This is a genomic window from Nocardioides sp. NPDC059952 (genome assembly GCF_042730435.1).
Taxonomy (GTDB): domain Bacteria; phylum Actinomycetota; class Actinomycetes; order Propionibacteriales; family Nocardioidaceae; genus Nocardioides.
Window position 1 is genome coordinate 102,168 of record NZ_JBHWLY010000006.1, and the last position, 20,502, is coordinate 122,669.

Annotated in this window: 17 protein-coding genes; 3 read left to right on the top strand and 14 right to left on the bottom strand. The window is 70.0% G+C overall.

What is annotated here, in order from left to right; translation table 11 throughout:
- Positions 1-113 precede the first annotated feature (113 nt).
- Entirely contained in the window at positions 114-1,955 is a 1,842-nt protein-coding gene (locus ACFV9G_RS04655) for a phosphoenolpyruvate carboxykinase (GTP) (RefSeq protein WP_378725310.1), read from the bottom strand.
- Positions 1,956-2,287: 332 nt separating this feature from the next.
- On the opposite strand from ACFV9G_RS04655, the gene ACFV9G_RS04660 reads away from it, so the two are divergent.
- Positions 2,288-2,749 (top strand): hypothetical protein, encoded by a 462-nt coding sequence (locus ACFV9G_RS04660; RefSeq protein WP_378725312.1) that lies wholly within the window; start codon positions 2,288-2,290, stop codon positions 2,747-2,749.
- 37 nt (positions 2,750-2,786) lie between these two features.
- Positions 2,787-3,947, top strand: coding sequence for a bifunctional glutamate N-acetyltransferase/amino-acid acetyltransferase ArgJ (gene argJ / locus ACFV9G_RS04665; RefSeq protein WP_378725314.1), 1,161 nt, complete (start codon positions 2,787-2,789; stop codon positions 3,945-3,947).
- Positions 3,948-4,089: 142 nt separating this feature from the next.
- Here the strand turns inward: argJ and ACFV9G_RS04670 are convergent, their stop codons facing one another.
- The 10 genes from ACFV9G_RS04670 to ACFV9G_RS04715 all read right to left on the bottom strand — a co-directional run bounded on the left by ACFV9G_RS04670 (position 4,090) and on the right by ACFV9G_RS04715 (position 15,948).
- Positions 4,090-4,770 (bottom strand): sirohydrochlorin chelatase, encoded by a 681-nt coding sequence (locus tag ACFV9G_RS04670; protein WP_378725316.1) that lies wholly within the window; start codon positions 4,768-4,770, stop codon positions 4,090-4,092.
- The gene (locus ACFV9G_RS04675; RefSeq protein ID WP_378725318.1) at positions 4,767-5,882 is read right to left on the bottom strand and encodes a uroporphyrinogen-III synthase; all 1,116 of its coding nucleotides are present in this window, start codon (positions 5,880-5,882) and stop codon (positions 4,767-4,769) included. Before ACFV9G_RS04675 ends, ACFV9G_RS04670 begins: the two co-directional genes overlap by 4 nt.
- Before the next feature lie 41 nt (positions 5,883-5,923).
- On the bottom strand, positions 5,924-6,268 hold the full coding sequence (nirD, locus tag ACFV9G_RS04680) for a nitrite reductase small subunit NirD (protein ID WP_378725319.1): 345 nt from the start codon (positions 6,266-6,268) through the stop codon (positions 5,924-5,926).
- A complete protein-coding gene (nirB, locus tag ACFV9G_RS04685) occupies positions 6,265-8,859 on the bottom strand; it encodes a nitrite reductase large subunit NirB (protein ID WP_378725320.1) in 2,595 nt (864 codons plus the stop codon). The genes nirD and nirB overlap by 4 nt, the downstream gene beginning before the upstream one ends.
- Complete coding sequence (locus tag ACFV9G_RS04690; RefSeq protein WP_378725322.1) at positions 8,856-10,274, bottom strand: FAD-dependent oxidoreductase; 1,419 nt, start codon at positions 10,272-10,274, stop codon at positions 8,856-8,858. The genes nirB and ACFV9G_RS04690 overlap by 4 nt, the downstream gene beginning before the upstream one ends.
- Complete coding sequence (locus tag ACFV9G_RS04695; RefSeq protein ID WP_378725324.1) at positions 10,271-12,310, bottom strand: molybdopterin oxidoreductase family protein; 2,040 nt, start codon at positions 12,308-12,310, stop codon at positions 10,271-10,273. Before ACFV9G_RS04695 ends, ACFV9G_RS04690 begins: the two co-directional genes overlap by 4 nt.
- Positions 12,311-12,566: 256 nt before the next feature.
- Entirely contained in the window at positions 12,567-13,304 is a 738-nt protein-coding gene (locus tag ACFV9G_RS04700; protein ID WP_378725326.1) for an ABC transporter permease, read from the bottom strand.
- A gap of 76 nt (positions 13,305-13,380) precedes the next feature.
- Positions 13,381-14,094, bottom strand: coding sequence for a heme ABC exporter ATP-binding protein CcmA (gene ccmA / locus ACFV9G_RS04705; RefSeq protein WP_378725328.1), 714 nt, complete (start codon positions 14,092-14,094; stop codon positions 13,381-13,383).
- A gap of 45 nt (positions 14,095-14,139) precedes the next feature.
- Positions 14,140-14,736 carry a TetR/AcrR family transcriptional regulator gene (locus ACFV9G_RS04710; RefSeq protein WP_378725330.1) on the bottom strand — a complete coding sequence of 199 codons (597 nt, stop codon included), beginning with the start codon at positions 14,734-14,736 and terminating at the stop codon, positions 14,140-14,142.
- A 9-nt stretch (positions 14,737-14,745) separates the two neighbouring features.
- Positions 14,746-15,948: a heparan-alpha-glucosaminide N-acetyltransferase domain-containing protein gene (locus ACFV9G_RS04715; protein WP_378725332.1), complete on the bottom strand. Its 1,203-nt coding sequence runs from the start codon at positions 15,946-15,948 to the stop codon at positions 14,746-14,748.
- A gap of 74 nt (positions 15,949-16,022) precedes the next feature.
- Here ACFV9G_RS04715 and ACFV9G_RS04720 point away from each other — a divergent pair, with 74 nt between their 5' ends.
- The gene (locus ACFV9G_RS04720; RefSeq protein WP_378725334.1) at positions 16,023-17,228 is read left to right on the top strand and encodes an MFS transporter; all 1,206 of its coding nucleotides are present in this window, start codon (positions 16,023-16,025) and stop codon (positions 17,226-17,228) included.
- Between the two features lie 20 nt (positions 17,229-17,248).
- On the opposite strand, the gene ACFV9G_RS04725 is transcribed toward ACFV9G_RS04720, so the two are convergent.
- From ACFV9G_RS04725 to ACFV9G_RS04735, 3 genes are all read right to left on the bottom strand, one after another.
- On the bottom strand, positions 17,249-18,019 hold the full coding sequence (locus ACFV9G_RS04725) for a sugar phosphate isomerase/epimerase family protein (RefSeq protein ID WP_378725336.1): 771 nt from the start codon (positions 18,017-18,019) through the stop codon (positions 17,249-17,251).
- An 11-nt stretch (positions 18,020-18,030) separates the two neighbouring features.
- A complete protein-coding gene (locus ACFV9G_RS04730; RefSeq protein WP_378725338.1) occupies positions 18,031-18,987 on the bottom strand; it encodes a Ppx/GppA family phosphatase in 957 nt (318 codons plus the stop codon).
- A gap of 196 nt (positions 18,988-19,183) precedes the next feature.
- Complete coding sequence (locus tag ACFV9G_RS04735) at positions 19,184-20,446, bottom strand: MFS transporter (RefSeq protein ID WP_378725340.1); 1,263 nt, start codon at positions 20,444-20,446, stop codon at positions 19,184-19,186.
- Positions 20,447-20,502: the final 56 nt, after the last annotated feature.

The following is a 20,502-nucleotide window of genomic DNA, read 5'->3' on the forward strand; positions in this document are numbered from 1 at the left end:
TTTAAAAAATACAAAAAATTATCATATCCCTTTTGCAACCCCACCAACACCAAAAACCACCGGGGCGCCTACCTAAAAAATTCCCCACCCCCGCCCCTGTGCTGTGGTCTCGATCAGGCCTGAGCGGCCTCGTCGATGGCAGCAGCGACGCGCCGGTGCGCCTCCCAGATCTCCTCCGGCAGCTTGAACTGCTTGAGGTGCTCCTCGCGGAAGCCCATCTCCTGCTTCCAACGCTCGACATCGATGTTGAGGATGCGGTCGAGGTCCTCCTGCGGCAGGTCGAGGCCGCGCAGGTCGAGCTCCTCCTGGGTCGGGATCACGCCGACGGCGGTCTCCTGGCCCTTGACCTCGCCCTTCTGGAAGGCCTGCAGCCACAGCAGCGCCCGCACGTTCTCACGGAATCCGGGCCACAGGAAGTGACCGTCCTCCGGGTCACGCTGGAACCAGTTGACGTGGGCGAAGATCGGCTTCTCGGTGGCCGCGTTGATGATGTTCAGCCAGTGGCGGGCGTAGTCGCCCTCCTCGTAAGCAAGGAACGGCCGCATCGACATCGGGTCGTAACGCAGCTGACCCTCGACACCCTCGGCGGCGAAGGTCGCCTCGGCGCCCAGCGTCAGGCCGTCGTACACACCCTCGGCGACGTCGCCGATCGCGCGGATCAGCGGCTCGCGGTCACGGGTGCGCCCGCCGAAGATGATCGCGTCGACCGGCACGCCGGTCGGAGCGTCGTAGTCGGCCGCAGCGTTGGGCACACGCGAGATCGGGATCGTGAAGCGGGAGTTGGGGTGGGCCCACGGGTCGCCCAGCTCGTCGGCGATCCGGTTGGCGATCTTCTCGCCCTTCCAGTCGATCCAGCCGTCGAGGTCGTCGGGGTGGTGCTTGGTCTTGCCCTCCCACCAGACTTCCTGGGTCTTCTCGTTGTAGGCGACGTTGGTGAAGATCGCGCCGGAGCCCTCTTCGATACCGGTGATGGCGCCGGGGTTGGAGCCCTCGTTGGTGTCCTTGGCGACACCGAAGACACCGTTCTCCGGGTTGAAGGCGTAGAGCTTGCCGTCCTCGCCGACCCAGATCCAGGCGATGTCGTCACCGTAGAAGCTGACCTGGTAGCGGTCGCCAAGCGCGTCCGGCGTGAAGGTCATCGAGAGGTTGGTCTTGCCGGAGGCCGAAGGGAAGCCACCGACGACGTGGAACTGCTCGCCGGTCTCCTTGTCCTTGATGCCCAGCAGCAGGAACTGCTCGGCCAGGAACTTGCCGGAGGCGCGACCGTCGTAGCAGGCCTGGCGCAGGCCGTGGGCGATCTTGCCGAGCAGCGCGTTGCCGCCGTAGGAGGAGCCGAAGTGGAGGATCGTACGCTGGTCGGCGACCGTCGCGAACAGACGCTGGTCCTTGTCGGTGCCCTGGCCGAGGTTGGGCAGGTCACCGGTCACGTGCACCGCACGGACGAAGGAGCTCGGGTCGGCGAGGTCGTTGATGTAGTCGATGCCGACGCGCGCCATCCGGATCATCTGCTGCACGACCGGGCGGCTGTCGGTGAGCTCGACGCCGGCGGCGTAGGCCTCGAGCGGCGAGCCGGCGGGAGCCATCAGGTAGGGGATGACGTACATCGTCTTGCCCTTGGAGGCGCCGGTCATCCGCTCGGTGAGCGTCTTGACGGTCTCCTCGGCGGGCTTCCAGTTGTTGTAGACGCCCTTGTCCTCCGGGTTGGAGGTGGCGACCACGGTGCGCTCCTCGGAGCGCGCGGTGTCCTTGCTGTAGGAACGGCTGTAGTAGCGGCCGCCCGTGACCGGGAGAAGCTCGCCCGCTGCCAGGGACTCCTGGAGGAGCCGCTCGTCGTCGGCTGCGCTGACAACCTCGATCTGCTCGGCTCCGGTCACCCCTGCCCAGTAGGAGACGTACTCCCGAACATGAGGATTCGTCAGCCCCGCCTCATCGAGGACCTTGTCCACGTCAACCATTCCGACACCCTTCAAAAGTTTCGCCGATTGCAGGCACGTTACCCCAGTTGAAGAGGCCTCCAACCGGGGTACCGTGCACCAGAGTGGGTCATCGATCACGGGCCTGGACAATTGATCGATCCAACCGCAGGCGATGTTCCGATAGCCGGTCCTGAGACCCTTGTGACCCCCATGTTTAAGTGAGAAACGCCTCATTTCGGTGAGCGGTCCGTAATGTGGATGTGACGCCGATGTCGCATCGTGACACGGATTACATCTAAGGTTTCGCGGGTGATCCCCCAACACATTGACGTTGAATTGTTTCAATTCCTGAGCGGTCCAGAGGTCGCCTGATGGACCTCATTCTCGGGACCTTCGCCGCCTCCTTCACCGGAGGGCTCTTCCCCGTCATCAACTTCGAGACCTACCTCGCGGTGGCCGCCTCGAACCTGACCTTCTCCGCTCTGGTGCTCGCTCTGGTGGCGGGACTCGGCCAGACCAGCTCCAAGGTCGTCTGGTACTACGCGGGCCACGGCGGCGCCTCCCTCCCCTTCGTCCGCAAGAAGATGGCGTGCGAGAAGTGGCAGCAGCGGATGGAGAAGTGGGAGCGGCGTACGCAGGGCCGACCCGCCTACGCCGGCGGGTTGCTCGCGGTGGCCGCGCTGAGCGGGCTTCCTCCGCTGGCGATCCTGGCCGTGGTCTACGGCACGCTCAAGGCCAACCTGATGCTCTTCGTCGCGATCACGTTCGTGGGCCGCGTACTTCGATCCTGGATGATCCTGGAAGCCGCCGCGTTCGCGTGGTTGCGGACATAGGGCGTGGGTCGCGGCGGACTGGTTCTAGGCTGTTCGCATGCATGGACCAGCCGGATTCGTAGGAGTCACCGCCAACCTCGGCCTCAAGGAGGGCGCTGACGACTTCGCCGTCGTCGCCGCCCCCTCGGGCCCGGTCACGAGCGCAGCGGTCTTCACCCGATCCCGCTTCGCCGGCGCCTCGGTGCTGCTCTCCAGAGCCTCGGACCTCGCCGCGTTCCGGGGGATGGTGACCATCTCGAAGAACGCCAACGTGGCGACGGGTCCGACGGGCGAGGCCAACGCCCTGGAGGTACGCCGCCTGGCGGCCGAGGTCGTCGGCGTCCGCCCCGAGGAGCTGCTGGTCGCCTCGACGGGCGTGATCGGCGTGCAGTACCCGATGGATGTGCTCACGCCCGCACTCGAGAAGCTCGCCGGGAGCGGCGCCGACGCCGACTTCGACGCCGCCGCGGCGGCAATCATGACGACCGACACGATCGCCAAGATCGAGACCCGGACCGTCGGCTCCGGCGAGGGTGCGGCGACGATCACCGGGATCGCGAAGGGCGTCGGGATGCTCGAGCCCGACATGGCGACGATGCTGACCTACTTCTTCACCGACGCCGCGCTGCCCGCCGCCGAGCTCGACGCGGCCTTCCGCCGGGTCGTCGACCGCACCTACAACGCCGTCTCGATCGACACCGACACCTCGACCTCCGACACCGCCGCGATCTTCGCCTCCGGGACGGCCGGCGCCGTCGACCTGGGTGAGTTCGAGGCCGCGCTCTACGACGCCGCGCTCGCGCTGGTCAAGAAGATCGCCTCCGACGGTGAGGGCGCCTCCAAGCTGATCACGGTCGCGGTCGGCGGCGCCCGCGATGACGCCCAGGCCAAGCGGGTCGGCAAGGCGATCGTCAACTCGCCCCTGGTCAAGACCGCCGTCCACGGCGCCGACCCCAACTGGGGCCGCGTCGCGATGGCCATCGGCAAGCTCCGCGAGGAGACCGACATCTCCCCCGAGCACGTCCGCATCGCCTTCGGTGGCACCGAGACCTACCCCGCCCAGGTCTCGGCAAATCTATTGGCAGATTTGTCGACTTATCTGTCTGGCGATGAAGTCTCGATCGAGGTCGACCTCGGCATCGCCTCGGGCGAGTTCACCGTCTACGGCTGCGACCTCACCGACGGCTACATCCGCATCAACGCCGACTACACGACCTGACCAGGTCCTGCCGGTTGGGCAGTCGGGTTGGATGCTCACCGAGGTAACTCGGTGAACACTCACTTCCCTCGTGGAACTCCGCGAAGGAAGTGGATGCTGACCGAGGTAACTCGGTCAGCATCCACGCACGGCCGCGAGGCGGCTAGCCGACCTGGGACTGCTCGCCCTCCTCGGCGGCAAGGAGGGCCGCGGCGCGGCGTACGACCAGCTCGACCACGTCGGGGTGGGGGCCGATGACGTCGGCGACGACCTCGGCGCCGGCGGCTTCGGAGCGCGATCGGACCAGGTCGGAGAAGAAGCCGGGGGCGAGCAGGTAGGGCGAGACGGCGTCGCCGGGGCGTACGACCTCGTCGAGGGCGGGAGCGCCGGAGCCGGAGACGGTGGCGACCCGGACCGGGCCACCCCAGACCTCGGCCAGCATCAGACCGGCCGCCGCGATGTCGGCGCGGGCCGACGGGTCGTTGGAGCCGGCGGCGACCAGAACCACCGGATGACCGGGCGAAACACCCGCGGCGACCAGCCGCGAGACCTGCGCGGAGGCGAGCAGCGGATCCGGTCCGAGCGCGCGGCCCATCGCCACCGGCAGACCCTCGGCGGCCTGCGGCAGGTCGACCTTGATGTGGTAGCCGGTCGAGAGCAGCAGCGGGACCACGACCGACGGCTGGCCGTCGGCCAGAACGTCGGTCAGGAGCGGCTCGCAGAGCTCGACGTACGCAGCCTTCGACTCCATCCCCAGCACGCGACCGGCGCGTTTGGCGATGATCGAGGCGACGGCGTTGCCGAGCAGCTGACGGGTGCCGTGGGCGACGACGACGAGCCTCATCCGGCCACCGCCAGCCGGTAGCCGCGCTTCACGACGGTCTGGATCGTCTTTGTCCCCAGGGCGGAGCGGAGGCGCGCGACCGCCATCTCGACCGCGTGCTCGGAGCCGGCGGTGCCGGAGGGGAGCATGGCGAGCAGTGCCTGCCGGGAGACGACGTTGCCGGGGTTGGCGACGAGCGCGCCGAGGACCGCTGCGGGCGCCGGGGAGAGCTTCACCTCGGCACCGTCGAGGATCACCGCGTCGTCGTGCAGCAGCAGCTGGTGGCCGCCGGCGAGCTCGATGAGGAGGCCCTCGCGCCGCAGCGGCAGCTCGGTCTCGAGCATCTTGACCATGGCCGCGGTGCGGGAACGGTCGGGGACCATGGTCGGTACGCCCCACATCTCGAAGGCGGCCGCGGTGACCGGGCCGACGCAGGCGGCGACCACATCGGCCTGGAACGCCGCCACGGCCTCGTCGCGCAGGCCGACGGAGCCGGCGACCTGCATGAACGCGGCCACGGCGGGCGCGGAGGTGAAGGTGACCGCGTCCAGCTCACCGTCGGCCAGCGTCTCCACCAGCCGGAACATCGGCTCCGGGTCGGAGGCGGACTCGACCCGGTAGACGACCACGTTGATGACCTCGGCGCCCTGCCGGGTCAGCGCGTGCGCGACCATCGACAGCGACTGCCCGTGCTCCTGCACCACGATCCGCTTGCCGCTCAAGTCACGCCCGCGCAGGTGCTCCAGGACGTCGTCGAACTCCTCCGACTCCGGTGCCCACAGCTCGCGCAGGCCCCGCCGCCGGAGCGCGCCGACCGACTTCGGCCCGCGCGCGAGGATCTCGGCGCCGCCGAGCGTCTCCAGGAGCCGGTCGAGCAGTCCCCACTCCTCGGCGGCGTCGAACCAGGTGCGCATTCCGATGCCGGTCGTGGCCAGGAACATGTCGATCCGCTGGCCGATGATCTGCTCGGTCACCGCGCGCAGCGCACCGGCGTCGACCCGGTTGGGGTCGACGGAGAGCGCGGGAGCCCACACCACATGTGCTCCCCGCCTCTCGAGCAGGTTGATCTGCTCCTCGGCCTTCCGCGCCGCGGTCACGCCGACACGGAAGCCGCTCAGCGCGCCACTGTCCACATCCGAATCGTAGGTCTCCTGGACCATTTGTGCCGCGTTCGTCATCGCCGGGCGCCGACCCGGATCTCTCCGTCGACTACGTCGACCTCGTAGGTCGCGACCGATACCGACGGATCGTCGAGGCACTGACCGCTCTCGAGCGAGAACGGCTGCTTGAGCAGTGGCGAGGCGACGAACGGCACCTCGCCACGCGTTCCGAGGATCCCGCGGGCGAGGACCGAGGCGTGACCGTACGGGTCGTAGTTGGACAGCGCGAAGACCCGGTCGTCCAGGGTGCGGAAGACGGCCACCGCCTCGCCCCGGATCAGTGCGGCGACGCCAGTCTCGGGGTCGATGTCGTCGAGGCGGCACACGGCGATGTACGTCACGGTCTGGGTCTGGGTCATCGCGACTCCTCCAAGGTGGGCATGCCGACGGGGATGGTGGCACCGAGCGAGACCGGGGCGTCCGCGACCTCAGGGACGATCTGGCCGCGGGTGGACCCGAAGGAGATGTTGGGGTCCGGGATCTCGGGGGCGTTGACGAAGGAGACGAACCGCTTCAGCTTCTCCGGGTCCTCGATGGTCGCCTTCCACTCATCGAAGTAGCCGTCGACGTGCGTGGCCATCGCGGCCTCGAGCTCGGTGCCCAGGCCGAGGACGTCGTCGACCACGACCTCGCGGACCCGGTCCAGGCCGCCGTCGAGGGAGTCGATCCAGGTCGAGGTGCGCTGGAGGCGGTCGGCGGTGCGTACGTAGTACATGAGGAAGCGGTCGAGGTAGCTGACCAGCTCCTCGGTGCTCAGGTCACCGGCGAGCAGCTGGGCGTGGGCCGGGATGGCGCCACCGTTGCCCCCGACGTACAGGTTCCAGCCCTTCTCGGTGGCGATGACACCGAAGTCCTTGCCGCGGGCCTCCGCGCACTCGCGGGCGCACCCGGAGACGCCACCCTTGAGCTTGTGCGGCGAGCGCAGCCCGCGGTAGCGGGTCTCCAGCATGATCGCGAGGCCGACGGAGTCCTGGACGCCGTAGCGGCACCAGGTCGAGCCGACGCAGGACTTCACGGTTCTGAGTGACTTCCCATAGGCATGGCCGGACTCGAACCCGGCGTCGACCAGGCGCTTCCAGATCGCGGGGAGATCCTCCATCCGGGCGCCGAACATGTCGATGCGCTGGCCGCCGGTGATCTTGGTGTAGAGGCCGAAGTCCTTGGCCACCTCGCCGATCACGATCAGGCCCTCGGGGGTGATCTCGCCACCGGGGATGCGCGGGACGACGGAGTAGGAGCCGTTCTTCTGGAGGTTGGCCAGGTAGGCGTCGTTGGTGTCCTGGAGCTTGCGGTTCTCCTTGGCCAGGACGTGGCCGTTGAGCTGGCTGGCCAGGATCGACGCGACGGCGGGCTTGCACAGGTCGCAGCCGCGGCCGGTGCCGTGGGCCTCGATGATCTGGTCGAAGGTCTTGTAGCCGTGGATCAGGACCACGTCGAAGAGCTCGGCGCGGGTCATGCTGAAGTGCTCGCAGAGCGACGTGTCGACGGTCTTGCCCTGAGCGGTGAAGTAGTCCTCGACGATCTTCTTCACCTGCACCTTGCAGGAGCCACAGGTGCTCCCGGCCTTGGTGGTCTTGGTGACATCCGCAGCGCTCTCACAGCCGTTGTCGACGGCCGCCTCGATGTCACCGCGGGTGACGTTGTTGCACGAGCAGATCTGCGCCTCCGGCGGAAGCTGGATCCCTCCCCCACCGCCCGTGGACTGGGGGAGGATCAGCTCCTCCGGGTTCTCCGGAAGCTCCATGCCTGACGCCACCATGGGGCGGAGCAGGCCGTACGCCGAGGCGTCACCGACCAGCACGCCGCCGAGCAGCCGGGTGCCGTCCTCGCTGATCACCAGCTTCTTGTAGACGCCGGCGACGGCGTCGGAGTAGGTGAGCTCCAGGCAGTCCGGGGCGGTGCCGTGCGCGTCGCCGAAGCTCGCCACGTCGACACCGAGCAGCTTCAGCTTCGTCGACATGTCGGCACCGGCGAAGGTGCCCTGGCCGCCCAGGAGGGCGTCGGCGACGACCTCGGCCATGTCGTAGCCGGGGGCCACCAGGCCGTACATCTTCCCGCCGGGCGCGGCGCACTCGCCGACCGCCCACACGTGCGGGTCGGAGGACCGGCACTGCTCGTCGACGAGTACGCCGCCGCGCTCGGCCAGGTCCAGGCCGGCCGCCCGGGCGAGGGCGTCGCGGGGACGGATTCCGGCCGAGAAGACGATCATGTCGACCGGCAAGGGCTCCTCGACGTCCTTGAACTTCAGCGCGCTGACCTTGCCGTCGACCGCGCCGGACTCATCCTCGTCGACCACCGACGGGAGGGCCGACTCGGTCATCACGCCGGTGTGGACGGTGAGGCCGAGATCGGTGATGTGCCGACCGAGCACGCGACCGCCGGCCTCGTCGATCTGGACCGACATCAGCCGCGGGTTCATCTCGACGACGTGGGTCTTGACGCCGAGCTGGTGCAGCGCGTTGGCGGCCTCGAGCCCGAGCAGACCACCGCCGATCACGGCCCCGGCCTTCGCCGTCCTGGCGGCCTCGCGGATCGCCTCGAGGTCCTCGATGGTGCGGTAGACGAAGACGTTCCCGAGCTCCGAGCCCGGCACCGGCGGCACGAACGGCGCCGCTCCGGTGGCGAGCACCAGCTCGTCGTACGCCATCTCCTCGCCGTCGGCGAGCATCACCGTCTGGGCGGCAGGGTCGATCTCGACCACGCTCGTGCTGGTGCGCAGGGTGACTCGCGGGTCCTCGTAGACGCCGGAGGGGAGGAAGGAGAGTGCCTCGGCGCCGACCTCGAAGAAGCTGGTGAGGGCGACCCGGTCGTACGCCGGGCGCGGCTCCTCGCCGAACACCACGATGTCGTGGGTCTCGGTGAGACCGCGCTCGATCGCGGCGGTCACGAAGCGGTGACCGACCATGCCGTGGCCTACGACGACGACCTTCTTGCGGAGGTGAGGGCTCATGACGGGATTCCTTCCACTGAGCGCTTTTTAGGGCTTGAGGCGAGAAGAAGACGTACGGTCGGCGCGCAGCCGCCGCATCCGGTGGTGGCACGGGTGGTGTCGCGTACGTCCTCGAGGGACCGGCACGCCCGGATCCGGCCGGCGCTGACACCGGCGCAGGCGCAGACCTCCGCGTCGTCGGGGAGCTCCGGGCGGGGACTGTTGGAGGGCTCGGGCAGCAGCAGCTGCCCGGCCTCGTGCTCGCCGAGGACCGTCTGCCGGTCGAAGGCCTGGGTGATCAGGCCGACCCGGCTCAGGTCGCCGACGAGGGCACCGGCGACGATGCGGCCGTCGCGTACGACCAGCTTGCGGTGGGTGCCCTTGATCGGGTTGGCGATCTCGACGACCTCCCCCGCCTCGTCCTCCGGGGAGCCGAGGACGCAGACGTCGAGGTCGGTGGCGCGCAGGCGGGCGACGACGCGGTGCCCCTGATAGGCCGCCTGGTCGCCGGCGAGGACATCGGCCAGAACGCCGGCCTGCTCCCAGGCCGGGCTGACGAAGCCGGTGGTCGTTGCGTTGTGCTCGGCGCAGTCGCCGATCGCGTACACGTCCGGGTCGTCGATGCTGCGGAGCTGGTCGTCGACCACGATGCCGCGGTTGACGGTGAGGTCGGCGCGGCGGGCGAGGTTGGCGCGCGGACGGCCACCGGCGGTGAGCACCACCAGGTCGGTCTCGAGGGTGTAGCCGTTGTCGAGCTGGAGCCCCTCGTCGGTCAGCCGGGTCGCGCGCGCGCCGAGGTAGACCTGGGTGCCGAGCTTGGCCATCGACCGCTTGAGCACCTTCCCCGCCGACGCGCCGACCTGGCTGCTGAGCAGGTGGTCGCGGCCCTCGACGATCTCGGTCTCGATGCCGCGTACGGCCAGGGCGCGGGCGACCTGGAGGCCGAGCAGACCGCCGCCGACGATCACCGCGCTGCGCGGGTGGTCGTGGAGGGTGTCGAGCAGTCGCGCACAGTCGTCGAGGCTGCGGAACGCCTGCACCCGCGGGTCCAGCGAGCCGTCCATCCGCACCACGCCACGGATCGGCGGCAGGCTCGGGATGGCGCCGGTCGCCAGCACGACGGCGTCGTAGGGGACCGTCGTCCGGTCGGCGAGCTCGACCGTCTTGGTGTCGCGGTGGATGTCCACGACGAGGCTGTCCAGGCGGAGGTCGACTCCCCTGTCGGCGTACCACTGCTTCTCGCGCAGCGCGAGCGCCCCGGGACGGTGGGTGCCCTCGAGCACGGCGGAGAGCAGGATCCGGTTGTACGGAGCGTGCTGCTCCTCCGCGAGCACGGTCGTCTGCGGGCCGAGGCCGTGCGCGACCAGTCCCTCGACCAAGCGCGCCGCGGCCATGCCGCCGCCGATGATGACGATCCTGTTCATGGGCTCAGTCATGCGCTCACCGCCGCGGCGCAGACCTTGAACTCAGGCATCCGGCTGGAGGGGTCGAGGGCGTCGTTGGTGAGCTTGTTGGCGCCGACCCAGTGGAACGGTACGAAGACCGTGTCCGGGCGGATCGTGGTGACGATCCGCGCGGGCGCCTTCATCTCGCCGCGGGGAGTTCGGACCACCACAGGGTCGCCGTCGTGGGCGCCGACCCGGTCGGCCAGCAGCGGGTGGAGCTCGACGAAGGCGCCCTCGTCGGGAAGGTCCTTGATCCGCCGGGTCTGGGCACCGGACTGGTACTGCGCGAGCACCCGGCCGGTGGTCAGGTGGAGCGGGTAGTCGGCGGTCGGCACCTCGGCCGGGCCACGGTGGGTGACGTCGATGAAACGGGCCCGGCCGTCGGCGTGGAAGAAATCCTCGGCGAACATCCGCGGGGTGCCCTCGCTGCCCTCCGGGCAGGGCCAGAAGACGCCGTCCTCGTCGCGGATCCGGTCGTAGGTGATGCCGCTGTAGTCGGCCTTGCCGCCCTTCGAGGCCGCGCGGAGCTCGTCGAAGATCTCCTCGGGGTCGGTCGACCAGGTCGAGGCGGCATTCAGCCGGATGGCCAGGCCGGCGATGATGTCGAGGTCGTTCCTGACCCCGTCCGGGGCGCTGATCGCCTGGTTGCGCAGGATGACCCGGCCCTCGAGGTTGGTCATGGTGCCGGTCTCCTCGGCCCACTGGGTCACCGGCAGGACCACGTCCGCCAGCGCGGCGGTCTCGCTCATCACCATGTCGGCGACGACCAGCAGGTCGAGGTCCGCGAGGCGGGAGGCGATGTGGTTGGCGTTGGGGGCGGAGACGACGATGTTGGAGCCGAACACGAGCAGGCTCTTGGGGCCCTTGGGGGTGCCGAGCGCGTCGAGCAGCTCGTAGGCGGAGCGGCCCTTGCCGGGCATCCTCTCCGGGTCGACGCCCCACACGCCGGCGACGTGCGCCCGCGCGGCCGGGTCGTCGATCATCCGGTAGCCGGGAAGCTGATCGGCCTTCTGGCCGTGCTCGCGGCCACCCTGGCCGTTGCCCTGGCCGGTCAGGCAGCCGTAGCCGGCGTACGCCTTCCCGGGCATGCCGAGCGCCAGCGCGACGTTGAGCCAGGCCAGGACTGTGGCGGTGCCCTGGGCGTGCTGCTCGGCGCCGCGCGCGGTCAGGACCGTCACCTTCTCCGCGTTCGCCAGCAAGGCGGCGAGCTCGCGCACCTGGCTCGCCTCGACCCCGGTGACCCGCTCGACCATCTCCGGCCACCAGGCGGCCACGGAGCGGCGTACGTCCTCGAAGCCCGTGGTCCGCTCGGCGACGTAGTCCTCGTCGACCGCGCCGGCCGCGTCGAGCAGGTGCAGGACACCGAGCGCGAGGGGGAGGTCGGTGCCGGGTACCGGCTGGAGGAAGAGGTCGGCGCGCTCACCGGTCGGGGTCAGCCGCGGGTCGATGACGACGACCTTGCCGCCGTTCTCGCGGAGCCGGTCGAGGTGGCGGGCCGCCGGAGGCATCGTCTCGGCGAGGTTGGAGCCGACGAGCACGCAGACGTCGGTCTGCTCGATGTCGGCCAGCGGGAACGGCAGCCCGCGGTCGACGCCGAAGGCCTGGTTGCCGGCCGACGCCGCCGAGGACATGCACCAGCGGCCGTTGTAGTCGATCTGGGAGGTGCCGAGGGCGACCCGGGCGAACTTCCCGAGCTGGTACGCCTTCTCGTTGGTCAGCCCGCCGCCACCGAAGACGGCGTTGGCGTCGGCGCCGTGGGTCTCCCGCAGATCGGAGAGCGTCGAGGCGACCAGATCGAGGGCCTCGTCCCAGGTCGCCGCGCTCCACTCCCCCGTCGCCCGGTCGCGCACCATCGGCGTGGTGAGCCGCTCGCGGCTGCCGCGCAGCCCCGCCGCCGTCCACCCCTTGCGGCACAACGCACCCTCGTTCACCGGGAACGACCGCTCACTGACCTCCAGGCGGGGCCCTTTGCGTGAAAGGGTCATCCCGCACTGCAAGCTGCAGTAAGGACAGTGGGTGTCGGTCACGCGTACTCACACCGTTTCGGGTCGGGGACTGGCGACCTCTACCTTCCGGCGTCAAGGTTTCGCCCCGACCGGCTCCCCGTACCCCTTCCGTCAACTTCCTCTCACCACCTCACAAACCCACTCGTCCCCGCCGAATCTGTAGTTCTGGGCGCCGAGTGTGTAGTTCTGGCGGGCGAGACTGCAGTTGTGGGCGACGAAAGTAGAGCTTCGTCACCCACAACTGCAGTCTCGGCCTCCACAAGTGCGGACTCGGCAGTTAGGGAGTACGCCGCCGCAGCGTCGCCGAGCCGAGGGCGAGGCCGGCCACGACGAAGCCGGCGACGACGGCCAGGTCGGTCCAGACCTCGCCGGTGTCGGTGGAGGTGACGAGGTGGGTCATCGCATCGACGGCGTAGGAGAGCGGGAGGACGTCGGAAATGGCCTCCAGGAAAGTCGGGAGCGACTCGCGCGGTACGAGCAGGCCGCAGAGCAGGATCTGCGGGACGACGATCGCCGGCATGAACTGCACGGCCTGGAACTCGGTGGTGGCGAAGGCCGAGACGAGCAGCCCGAGCGCGGTGCCGAGGACGGCGTCGACGATCGCGACGACCACGAGCAGAGCGACCGAACCACTGATCTCCAGCCCGAGCAGGCCCACGCTGACCCCGACCGCCACGCCGGACTGGACCGCGGCGAGCAGTCCGAACGCCAGCGCATAGCCGAGCAGGAAGTCGCCCTTGCCCAGCGGCATCGCCAGCAGCCGTTCGAGCGTCCCCGAGGAGCGTTCGCGCAGCGTGGTCACCGAGGTGACCAGGAACATCACGATGAACGGGAAGATCGCCAGCAGGGCCGGGCCGATCCGGTCGAAGATCGGCGCGGGCGAGTCCTCGTACATCCACCACAGCAACGTCATCAGCAGCGTCGGGAGCACGACCAGCATCACCAGGGTGCGGTGGTCCCGCCGGATCTGGGCGAGCACCCGTCCGGCCACGGCCAGCGTGCGCCGAAGGCTCATGCCGCCGCCTCCGTAGGGCAAGACAGAGAGTACGGAAGCGGCGCCCTGAGGCTTGTTGTCGCTCGCTGGCGCTCGCTCATGCCGCCGCCTCCTTCACCAACGTCAGGAAGGCGTGCTCGATGTCGTCCGCGTTCGCCTTCTGCTTGATCTCGGTCGGGCTGCCGTCGGCGAGGATCACGCCCTCGCGCATCAGCAGCAGCCGGTCGCAGCGATCGGCCTCGTCCATCACATGGCTGGAGACGATGACCGCCGCACCCGCGGCAGCCAGGTCGCGGAAGGTGCCCCACAGCTGCTCGCGCAGCACCGGGTCGAGCCCGACGGTCGGCTCGTCGAGCACGAGCAGCGACGGCGAGCCGAGCAGCGCCGCCGCGAGCGAGACGCGCGAGCGCTGGCCACCGGAGAGATCGCGTACGACCTGGTCGGCATGGGACACCAGATCGACCGTCTCGATCGCCTCCGCCACCGACGAGGAGGGCGCGCCGAGCACCTTCGCGAAGAACCGGAGGTTCTCGGTGACCGTCAGGTCGTCGTAGACGCTGGACGCCTGCGTGACGTAGCCGATCCGCGAGCGCAACGACGAAGACCCCGCGGGCTCGCCGTGGACGGTCAGCGTCCCCGTCACCTTCGCCTGGACGCCGACCAGCGCCCGCATCAGCGTCGTCTTGCCGCACCCCGACGGCCCGAGCAGCCCGGTCACCTCACCTGCCCGCACGGAGAAGTCGAGGCCGTGGAGGACCTCGCGCTTCCCGCGTACGACCCGGAGGCCGGACACCTCAACCACGTTATTCATCACATGATGAAATGTCCCACGACAGCCGCCCCCGCACAAGAGGCACTAGGGCAAAGGCCCGGTCAGATAGCCCTGGACCACCGGTGCGTACGTCGCGACCAGCGTCTCCGCAGGCGCCGAGGCGAGCGGCTCGATCTGAGCGACATAGCGCAGCACGACGATCCCGACGAGCTGCGAGCCGACCAGGGCCATCCGCCGCTCCGGCTCGTCGAGGTCGAGGGCCTCGCTCACCGGCCCCAGGATCAGCCGGCCGAACGCCTCCGGCACCAGCGCCTTCCCCTCCGGCTCGAAGATGCTGCGCACCAACGCCATCAGCGGGAGCCGCGACTCCTCGTCGTCCCAGACGCTCAGCAGCAGCCGCACCAGGCGCTCCCCCGCACGGTCCCGCCCTTCGGCGGTGATCGTCGGCGCGATCACGCGCGGGTCGACCCGCAGCTCCAGCGAGGCGACGAAGAGATCCTCCTTGGTGCCGAAGTAGTGGTGCACCAGAGCGGAGTCGACACCGGCGGCGGTCGCGATCCCGCGGACGGAGGTCGCGGCGTACCCCTGCTGCGCGAAGCGCTGCCGCGCCACCGCCAGGATCGCCGCGCGCGTGTCCGGCGAACCGGGTCTGCGCCCTCGCCGCGGCGCCGTGGTGCTCATGGAAGCACGCTAACCCGACGACGACAGCTCGGGGCGAGGCTCCGTCCGGCGCAGCCACGCGGCAGGGCGGCCGACGAGCCATTCGAGCGGTCCGGTACGACCCCACGCGGTGACGAGCGCGCCGATCGTCATCACGACCAGCACGTGGAAGACGTACGTGTCGGGCGTCTCCCGCGGCCAGACGGCATCGGTCTTCATCACCACGTGCAGCGTGTAGAGGGTGAGGGTCATCGTGCCAGCACCGAACAGCACCGCCATCCCGGCGAGCCATCGGTCCGGCAGCCGCAGCGCGATCATCTGGCACGCCCCGATGACGAACATCGAGCTGCCGATGGTCTGCGCCAGGTCGAACGGCGTGGTCGAGTGGGGCGCCACGACCAGCAGCCATTGCCAGCCGCCGTCGACCGGCGTCTGCCCGTAGAGACCCTGGCTCATCGCGGTCAGCGCCCCGTCGATGTCCGTCCCGGGATAGCTCCGCAGCAGCACCTCGGCCACCGACGGCAACCGGGTCAGCTGTCCCGACAGCCAGGTGGCCGAGACGGAGATGATGACGCCGCCCGTCCAGAGCATCGAGACCACGAGCCGGTTGCGCAGGTCGAGCCGGCCGATGGCCATCCCGATCAGCACGTAGGCCAGCCACGGTACGGCCGGGTAGTAGCCGGTGAAGAGCAGCTCGGCGAGCAGCCGGCCCGGCTCCAGCAGCTGGGACGGCTCCGGGCTGGCGAACTGCCGCGGCGGCAGCAACGGCCGGATGACCTGCGACAACAGCGGCCCGACGACGATCCAGACCACACCGAGAAGCCACAACCACCGCGCCCGCAGCCCGAGGAACGGGATGGCGAGCAGGAACAGCATCCCGTAGTAGGTCAGGATGATCGCGATGTTGGTGCCGAGCGACCCGAGCACCAGCCCGAGGGCGGCGATCAGCACGGCCCGCGCGACCAGCCCCAGCGACCGTGACGCGAGCACCTGCCCCCGCACCGGCGTCTGACGTCCGGTCATCAGCGCCAGGCTGACCCCGGCGAGCACCGCGAAGAGCGCCGCGGACCGGCCCCCGGCGACGGCCTGGATCCTGGTCAGCTCCCCGGACGCGTCGACCGGGTCGAGCACATGCGTCGCCATCATCCCCAGCAACGCCAGGCACCGCGCCACGTCGACGCCGACGAGGCGCGTCGAGAGGCGATCGGACAACCGATCCGTCGGCGCGGACATCGCCCCCAGAGTAGAGATATCTCACGTACGCCGTGGCTTCACCCACCCACAACACCTGCTTTACCGTGAGAACGATGTCCGTCGATGCCTCCCTGACCCGCCCATGGGTCGGGCACGATGCCGGCAGCAGCGGCTATCGCCGGATCCTGATCGGCCTCTTCGCCGCCGGGATCGCCACGTTCGGGCAGATGTACTCCACCCAGGGCATCCTCCCCACCGTCGCGCACGCGCTCGAGGTCAACGAGGCCTCCGCCGCGCTCACCGTCTCCACCGCGACCCTCGGCCTCGCGGTCAGCGTCCTCGGCTGGTCATGGGTCGCCGACCGCATCGGCCGGGCGCCGGCGATGAAGATCGCGCTCTCGATCTCCCTCGTCCTCGGCCTGCTCACCCCGCTCGCCCCCGGCTTCAGCACGCTCCTCGTCCTGCGCAGCCTCGAAGGTCTCGCGCTCGGCGGCGTACCCGCCCTCGCGGTCGCCTATCTGGCCGAGGAGATCCACGTACGCCACGTCAGCCTCGCCGCGGCCATCTACATCTCCGGCACCACCGTCGGCGGCCTCCTCGGCCGCGTCATCACCGGCCCGTTCGCCGACCTCGGCGGCTGGCGCCTGGGGGTCACCGCCGGCGGCGTCCTCTCGGCGATCGCCGCGATCATCGCGATCACCCTGATCCCACGCGCGCAGGGCTGGGTCCGACCGGTCGGCAGGCCGACCACATCGGTACGCGAGGGAGTGCTGGCCAACCTCCGCGACCCGGGCATGCTCGTCCTCTACGGCCAGGCAGCGCTGCTGATGGGCGGGTTCGTGGCGACGTACAACTATCTGGGGTTCCGCCTCGAACGCGAGCCCTTCGGGCTGCCGGTGGCGATCTCGAGCCAGATCTTCTTCGCCTACCTCGGCGGCACCGTCTCCTCATCGGTCGCGGGCCGGCTAGCCGCCACCCACGGTCGGCGAAAGATCATGCTGACCTGCGTCGTCATCACGATCGTCGGCGTCGTGATGACCTTCCCCGACAACCTCGCGATGGTCCTGACCGGCCTCGTCGTCCTCACCACCGGCTTCTTCGGTGCCCACGGCGTAGCCAGCGGCTGGGTCGGCGCCCGCGCCCGGGTCGGCAAGGCCCAGGCCAGCGCCCTCTACAACCTCTTCTACTACGGCGGCTCGAGCCTCTTCGGCTGGCTGCTCGGCTACGCGTACGTCGTCGGCTGGTGGGGCGTCGCCACCGCCGTCCTCGCCCTCGCCCTGACCTCGCTCACCTGGTCCTGGCTCGCCGCCCACGACTGAAGCTCACCGTCGGGGCGGGCTCAGGGCTGGAAGTGCTTGCGCGCGAACTCGAGCGACTCGCGGAGGTCGGCGACGCGCTCCTCGCGGGAGTGGGCGCGGCGGGTGCTGATCTCCAGCACGATCTCGCCGTCGAAGCCGGAGGCGGCGAGATGGCGCAGGAAGCGGTCGGCGCCCATGTGGCCGCGGCCGGGGACGAGGTGCTCGTCCTTGGCCGAGCCGGTGCCGTCGGTGAGGTGGATGTGCCGCAGCCGCGGGCCGAGACGCTTCGCCATCTCGATCACGTCGTCGCCGGCGATCGCGGCATGGGAGAGATCGATGGTGGTGTTGGCGTACTCCTCGGTCGAGGGGTCCCAGTGGGGTAGGTACATCGGCGTCGAGCGCTTGGCCGCCCGCCACGGATACATGTTCTCCACGGCGAACCGCAACCCGGTCGAGCGCTCCAGCCTGGCGATCCCGTCCACGAACCCGGCCGCGTACTCGCGCTGCCAGCGGAACGGCGGATGTACGACCACCACTCCCGCACCGACCTCGGCCGCCATCTCGGCGGACCGCTCGAGCTTCCCCCAGGGCTCGAAGCCCCAGACCTGCTGGGTGAACAGCAGCGTCGGCGCGTGGATCGCGACGACCGGTAGGCCGTAGTGCTCGGCGAGCTGCTTGACCGCATGGGTCTGCTGCGACAGCGCGTCGATGCCGACCATGATCTCGACGCCGTCGTAGCCCACCTCCGCGGCGTACGCGAAGGCGTGAGCGGTCGACTCGGGAAAGGTAGAGGATGTCGACAGCGAGATCATCGCGGGGCCTCCTAGTCGGACCTTCCAACATCGGAGCTGCCGATGAAGGACAGGTGGTCGAGACGGTCGAGGATCAGGCCCTCACGCAGCGCCCACGGGCAGATCTCGAACGCAGGCAGGTCGAAGATGTCGAGGCACGCCTCGGCGACCAGCGCACCGGGCACGATCTGATGGGCCCGTGACGGGCTGACCCCGGGCAGCTCGGAGAGCTCCTCGAGCGACATCTCCAGCAGCTTCGGGATCCAGCGCTGCAGCTCGGCCAGCTGCAGCTGACGGCGCACGCGCAGCCCCTCACCGCTCGGGGCGGCACCACAGATGCGCGCCAGCGAGCGGAACGTCTTCGAGGTCGCCACCGCCATGTCCGGGTGGCCACCGCGCAGGATCTTGCCCGCGTCCTCGGCGATCGAGGCCCGGATCATCCGGCGCAGCTCGCGCAGCTCCTCCTCCGCGGGCCGGTCACCGAAGTAGCTGCGGGCGAGCCGGCCGGCTCCCAGCGGCAGCGACCAGGCGACGTACGGCTGCTCGTCCAGTCCCGCCGCGATCTCCAGCGACCCGCCGCCGATGTCGAACACCGCGAGCCGACCGGCGGACCAGCCGAACCAGCGGCGTACGGCCAGAAAGGTCAGCCGTGCCTCGTCGTCGCCGGGCAGGACCTCGATCTCGACCCCGGTCTCGGCATGTACGCGGTCGAGCACCTGCTGCGAGTTGCCGGCATCGCGCACCGCCGAGGTGGCGAACGCCAACATCTCCGAGACGCCCTTCTCCTCCCCGACCGACACCGATTCGCGGGTGAACGCGGTCAGCGCCTCGATCCCGGCCTCGGTCACATCTCCGGCCTCGTCGAGGTGCTCGGCCAGCCGCAACGGCTGTTTGAACGAGTACGCCGGCAGCGGGGCCGCCCCGCCGTGGGCGTCGACCACGAGCAGGTGTCCCGTGTTCGATCCGATGTCGAGAACGCCCAAACGCATAGGTTCGACTTTAGTGGCTCGCCGTCCCCCACGCGGAACTCCTGTGCACGGACGAGGCACTACCAGCGATCGCGCTGGCACTCCGTCGAGGGGGCGGCCCCCTCGAGATCACCGTGGTCGATCATCGTCCCGATCTCTGCGTCGCCTTGGGACCAGTGGCCGGGCGCCGCCTCAGGCTCGGGTCGCCCGTCACCGTTCAGTGGTCGGCGGTGGCCACAGCACGCTCGGCAGCCGGGGCTGCGGCGGGCGCGGTGGGCTCGCCGATCCGGGCGTTGACAGCCCCGGCGATCACGACGACGAGCGCGGCGACGGCGGGCAGGACGAGTGCGGCCTCGGTGCCCCAGCGTTCGGCGACGTTCCCGGTGATCGCGGAGGCCAGCGACTGGCCGAGGATCACCGCGGAGCCGAGCATGGTCATCACGGTGGCGGACCGGCCGACCGGGCTGCGACGGGCGCCGAGGCCGTACTGGGTGACCAGGGTCGGCCCGATCCCGAGGCCGACGACGAGCAGCGCGAGCACCATCCCGGTCACCGAGGACACTCCCGGCAGCGCGAGGGCGCCGGCGAGCATGACCCCGCCGAAGACCAGCCAGCGCGCGGCCGAGGTGAAGCGCGCCGGGAAGAGGGCGACGCCCAGTGCCAGCGCGGCCGATCCGACGCCCATCGCGGCGTAGACCAGGCCCGCCTCCTCGGGGCGCCCGTGGTCGCCCATGAACGCGGTCAGCGAGGTGAGCATCGAGCCGAAGAAGAGGCCGACGCCGAGGATGCCGACCACGATGACGACCACACCCGGACGGGCGAGCTCACGCACGGAGCCGGCAGCCGGCGTACGTCCGGCAGCGGCCTGCGCAGCCGCAGCGCTCGGGTGGAGCGCGAAGGCCGAGACGAAGACCAGGGTGAGTGCCGCGGCGGCGACGACCGGGGCCCACGGGTCGATCGTGACGGCGAGGACGCCCGCGACGACCGGCCCGACGATGAAGACGATCTCGTCGGCCGCCGACTCGTAGGCCATCGTCGAGTCGAGCACCCGGACGCGGCGTGCCGGCGCGACGCACGCCGAGATGATCGCCACCAGTCGGGACCGCGACAGCGGCGCGATCTGCGGCGCGGTCGCACCGACCAGGAACGCCACCGCCAGCACGGCCGCGTCCGGCAGCGGGCTGTAGACCACCCAGGCCATCGCGCCCAGCGCCGCGCTGCTGGCGACGCTGATCACCAGCAGCACGCGGCGCTGGCCGAACCGGTCGACGGCGGCACCGAGAAGCGGGCCGCACGTCGCGGCGCCGATCCCGACCATCGCCGAGTTCAGACCCCCGAGCGCCAGCGAGCCGCGGCCCGCGACGACCAGCGTCAGCACGCCGACGACCATCATCGCGTACGGCATCCGCGCGACCAGCGCGAGCGGGAAGTAGGTCCCTCCGACGGCGCGCACCAGACTCTGCTCGCGCTGCTCTGACATCTCTTTCGAACCTCCCGCTGCGAACCGCGGCTCAGTGCCGCCTTGGTCCGCCGGCG

Coding starts and splice junctions, on each gene's coding strand:
- ACFV9G_RS04655 (WP_378725310.1), bottom strand. CDS start 1,955: ATGGTTGACGTGGACAAGGTCCTCGATGAGGCGGGGCTGACGAATCCT.
- ACFV9G_RS04660 (WP_378725312.1), top strand. CDS start 2,288: ATGGACCTCATTCTCGGGACCTTCGCCGCCTCCTTCACCGGAGGGCTC.
- argJ (WP_378725314.1), top strand. CDS start 2,787: ATGCATGGACCAGCCGGATTCGTAGGAGTCACCGCCAACCTCGGCCTC.
- ACFV9G_RS04670 (WP_378725316.1), bottom strand. CDS start 4,770: ATGAGGCTCGTCGTCGTCGCCCACGGCACCCGTCAGCTGCTCGGCAAC.
- nirD (WP_378725319.1), bottom strand. CDS start 6,268: ATGACCCAGACCCAGACCGTGACGTACATCGCCGTGTGCCGCCTCGAC.
- nirB (WP_378725320.1), bottom strand. CDS start 8,859: ATGAGCCCTCACCTCCGCAAGAAGGTCGTCGTCGTAGGCCACGGCATG.
- ACFV9G_RS04690 (WP_378725322.1), bottom strand. CDS start 10,274: ATGACTGAGCCCATGAACAGGATCGTCATCATCGGCGGCGGCATGGCC.
- ACFV9G_RS04700 (WP_378725326.1), bottom strand. CDS start 13,304: ATGAGCCTTCGGCGCACGCTGGCCGTGGCCGGACGGGTGCTCGCCCAG.
- ccmA (WP_378725328.1), bottom strand. CDS start 14,094: ATGAATAACGTGGTTGAGGTGTCCGGCCTCCGGGTCGTACGCGGGAAG.
- ACFV9G_RS04710 (WP_378725330.1), bottom strand. CDS start 14,736: ATGAGCACCACGGCGCCGCGGCGAGGGCGCAGACCCGGTTCGCCGGAC.
- ACFV9G_RS04715 (WP_378725332.1), bottom strand. CDS start 15,948: ATGTCCGCGCCGACGGATCGGTTGTCCGATCGCCTCTCGACGCGCCTC.
- ACFV9G_RS04720 (WP_378725334.1), top strand. CDS start 16,023: ATGTCCGTCGATGCCTCCCTGACCCGCCCATGGGTCGGGCACGATGCC.
- ACFV9G_RS04725 (WP_378725336.1), bottom strand. CDS start 18,019: ATGATCTCGCTGTCGACATCCTCTACCTTTCCCGAGTCGACCGCTCAC.
- ACFV9G_RS04730 (WP_378725338.1), bottom strand. CDS start 18,987: ATGCGTTTGGGCGTTCTCGACATCGGATCGAACACGGGACACCTGCTC.
- ACFV9G_RS04735 (WP_378725340.1), bottom strand. CDS start 20,446: ATGTCAGAGCAGCGCGAGCAGAGTCTGGTGCGCGCCGTCGGAGGGACC.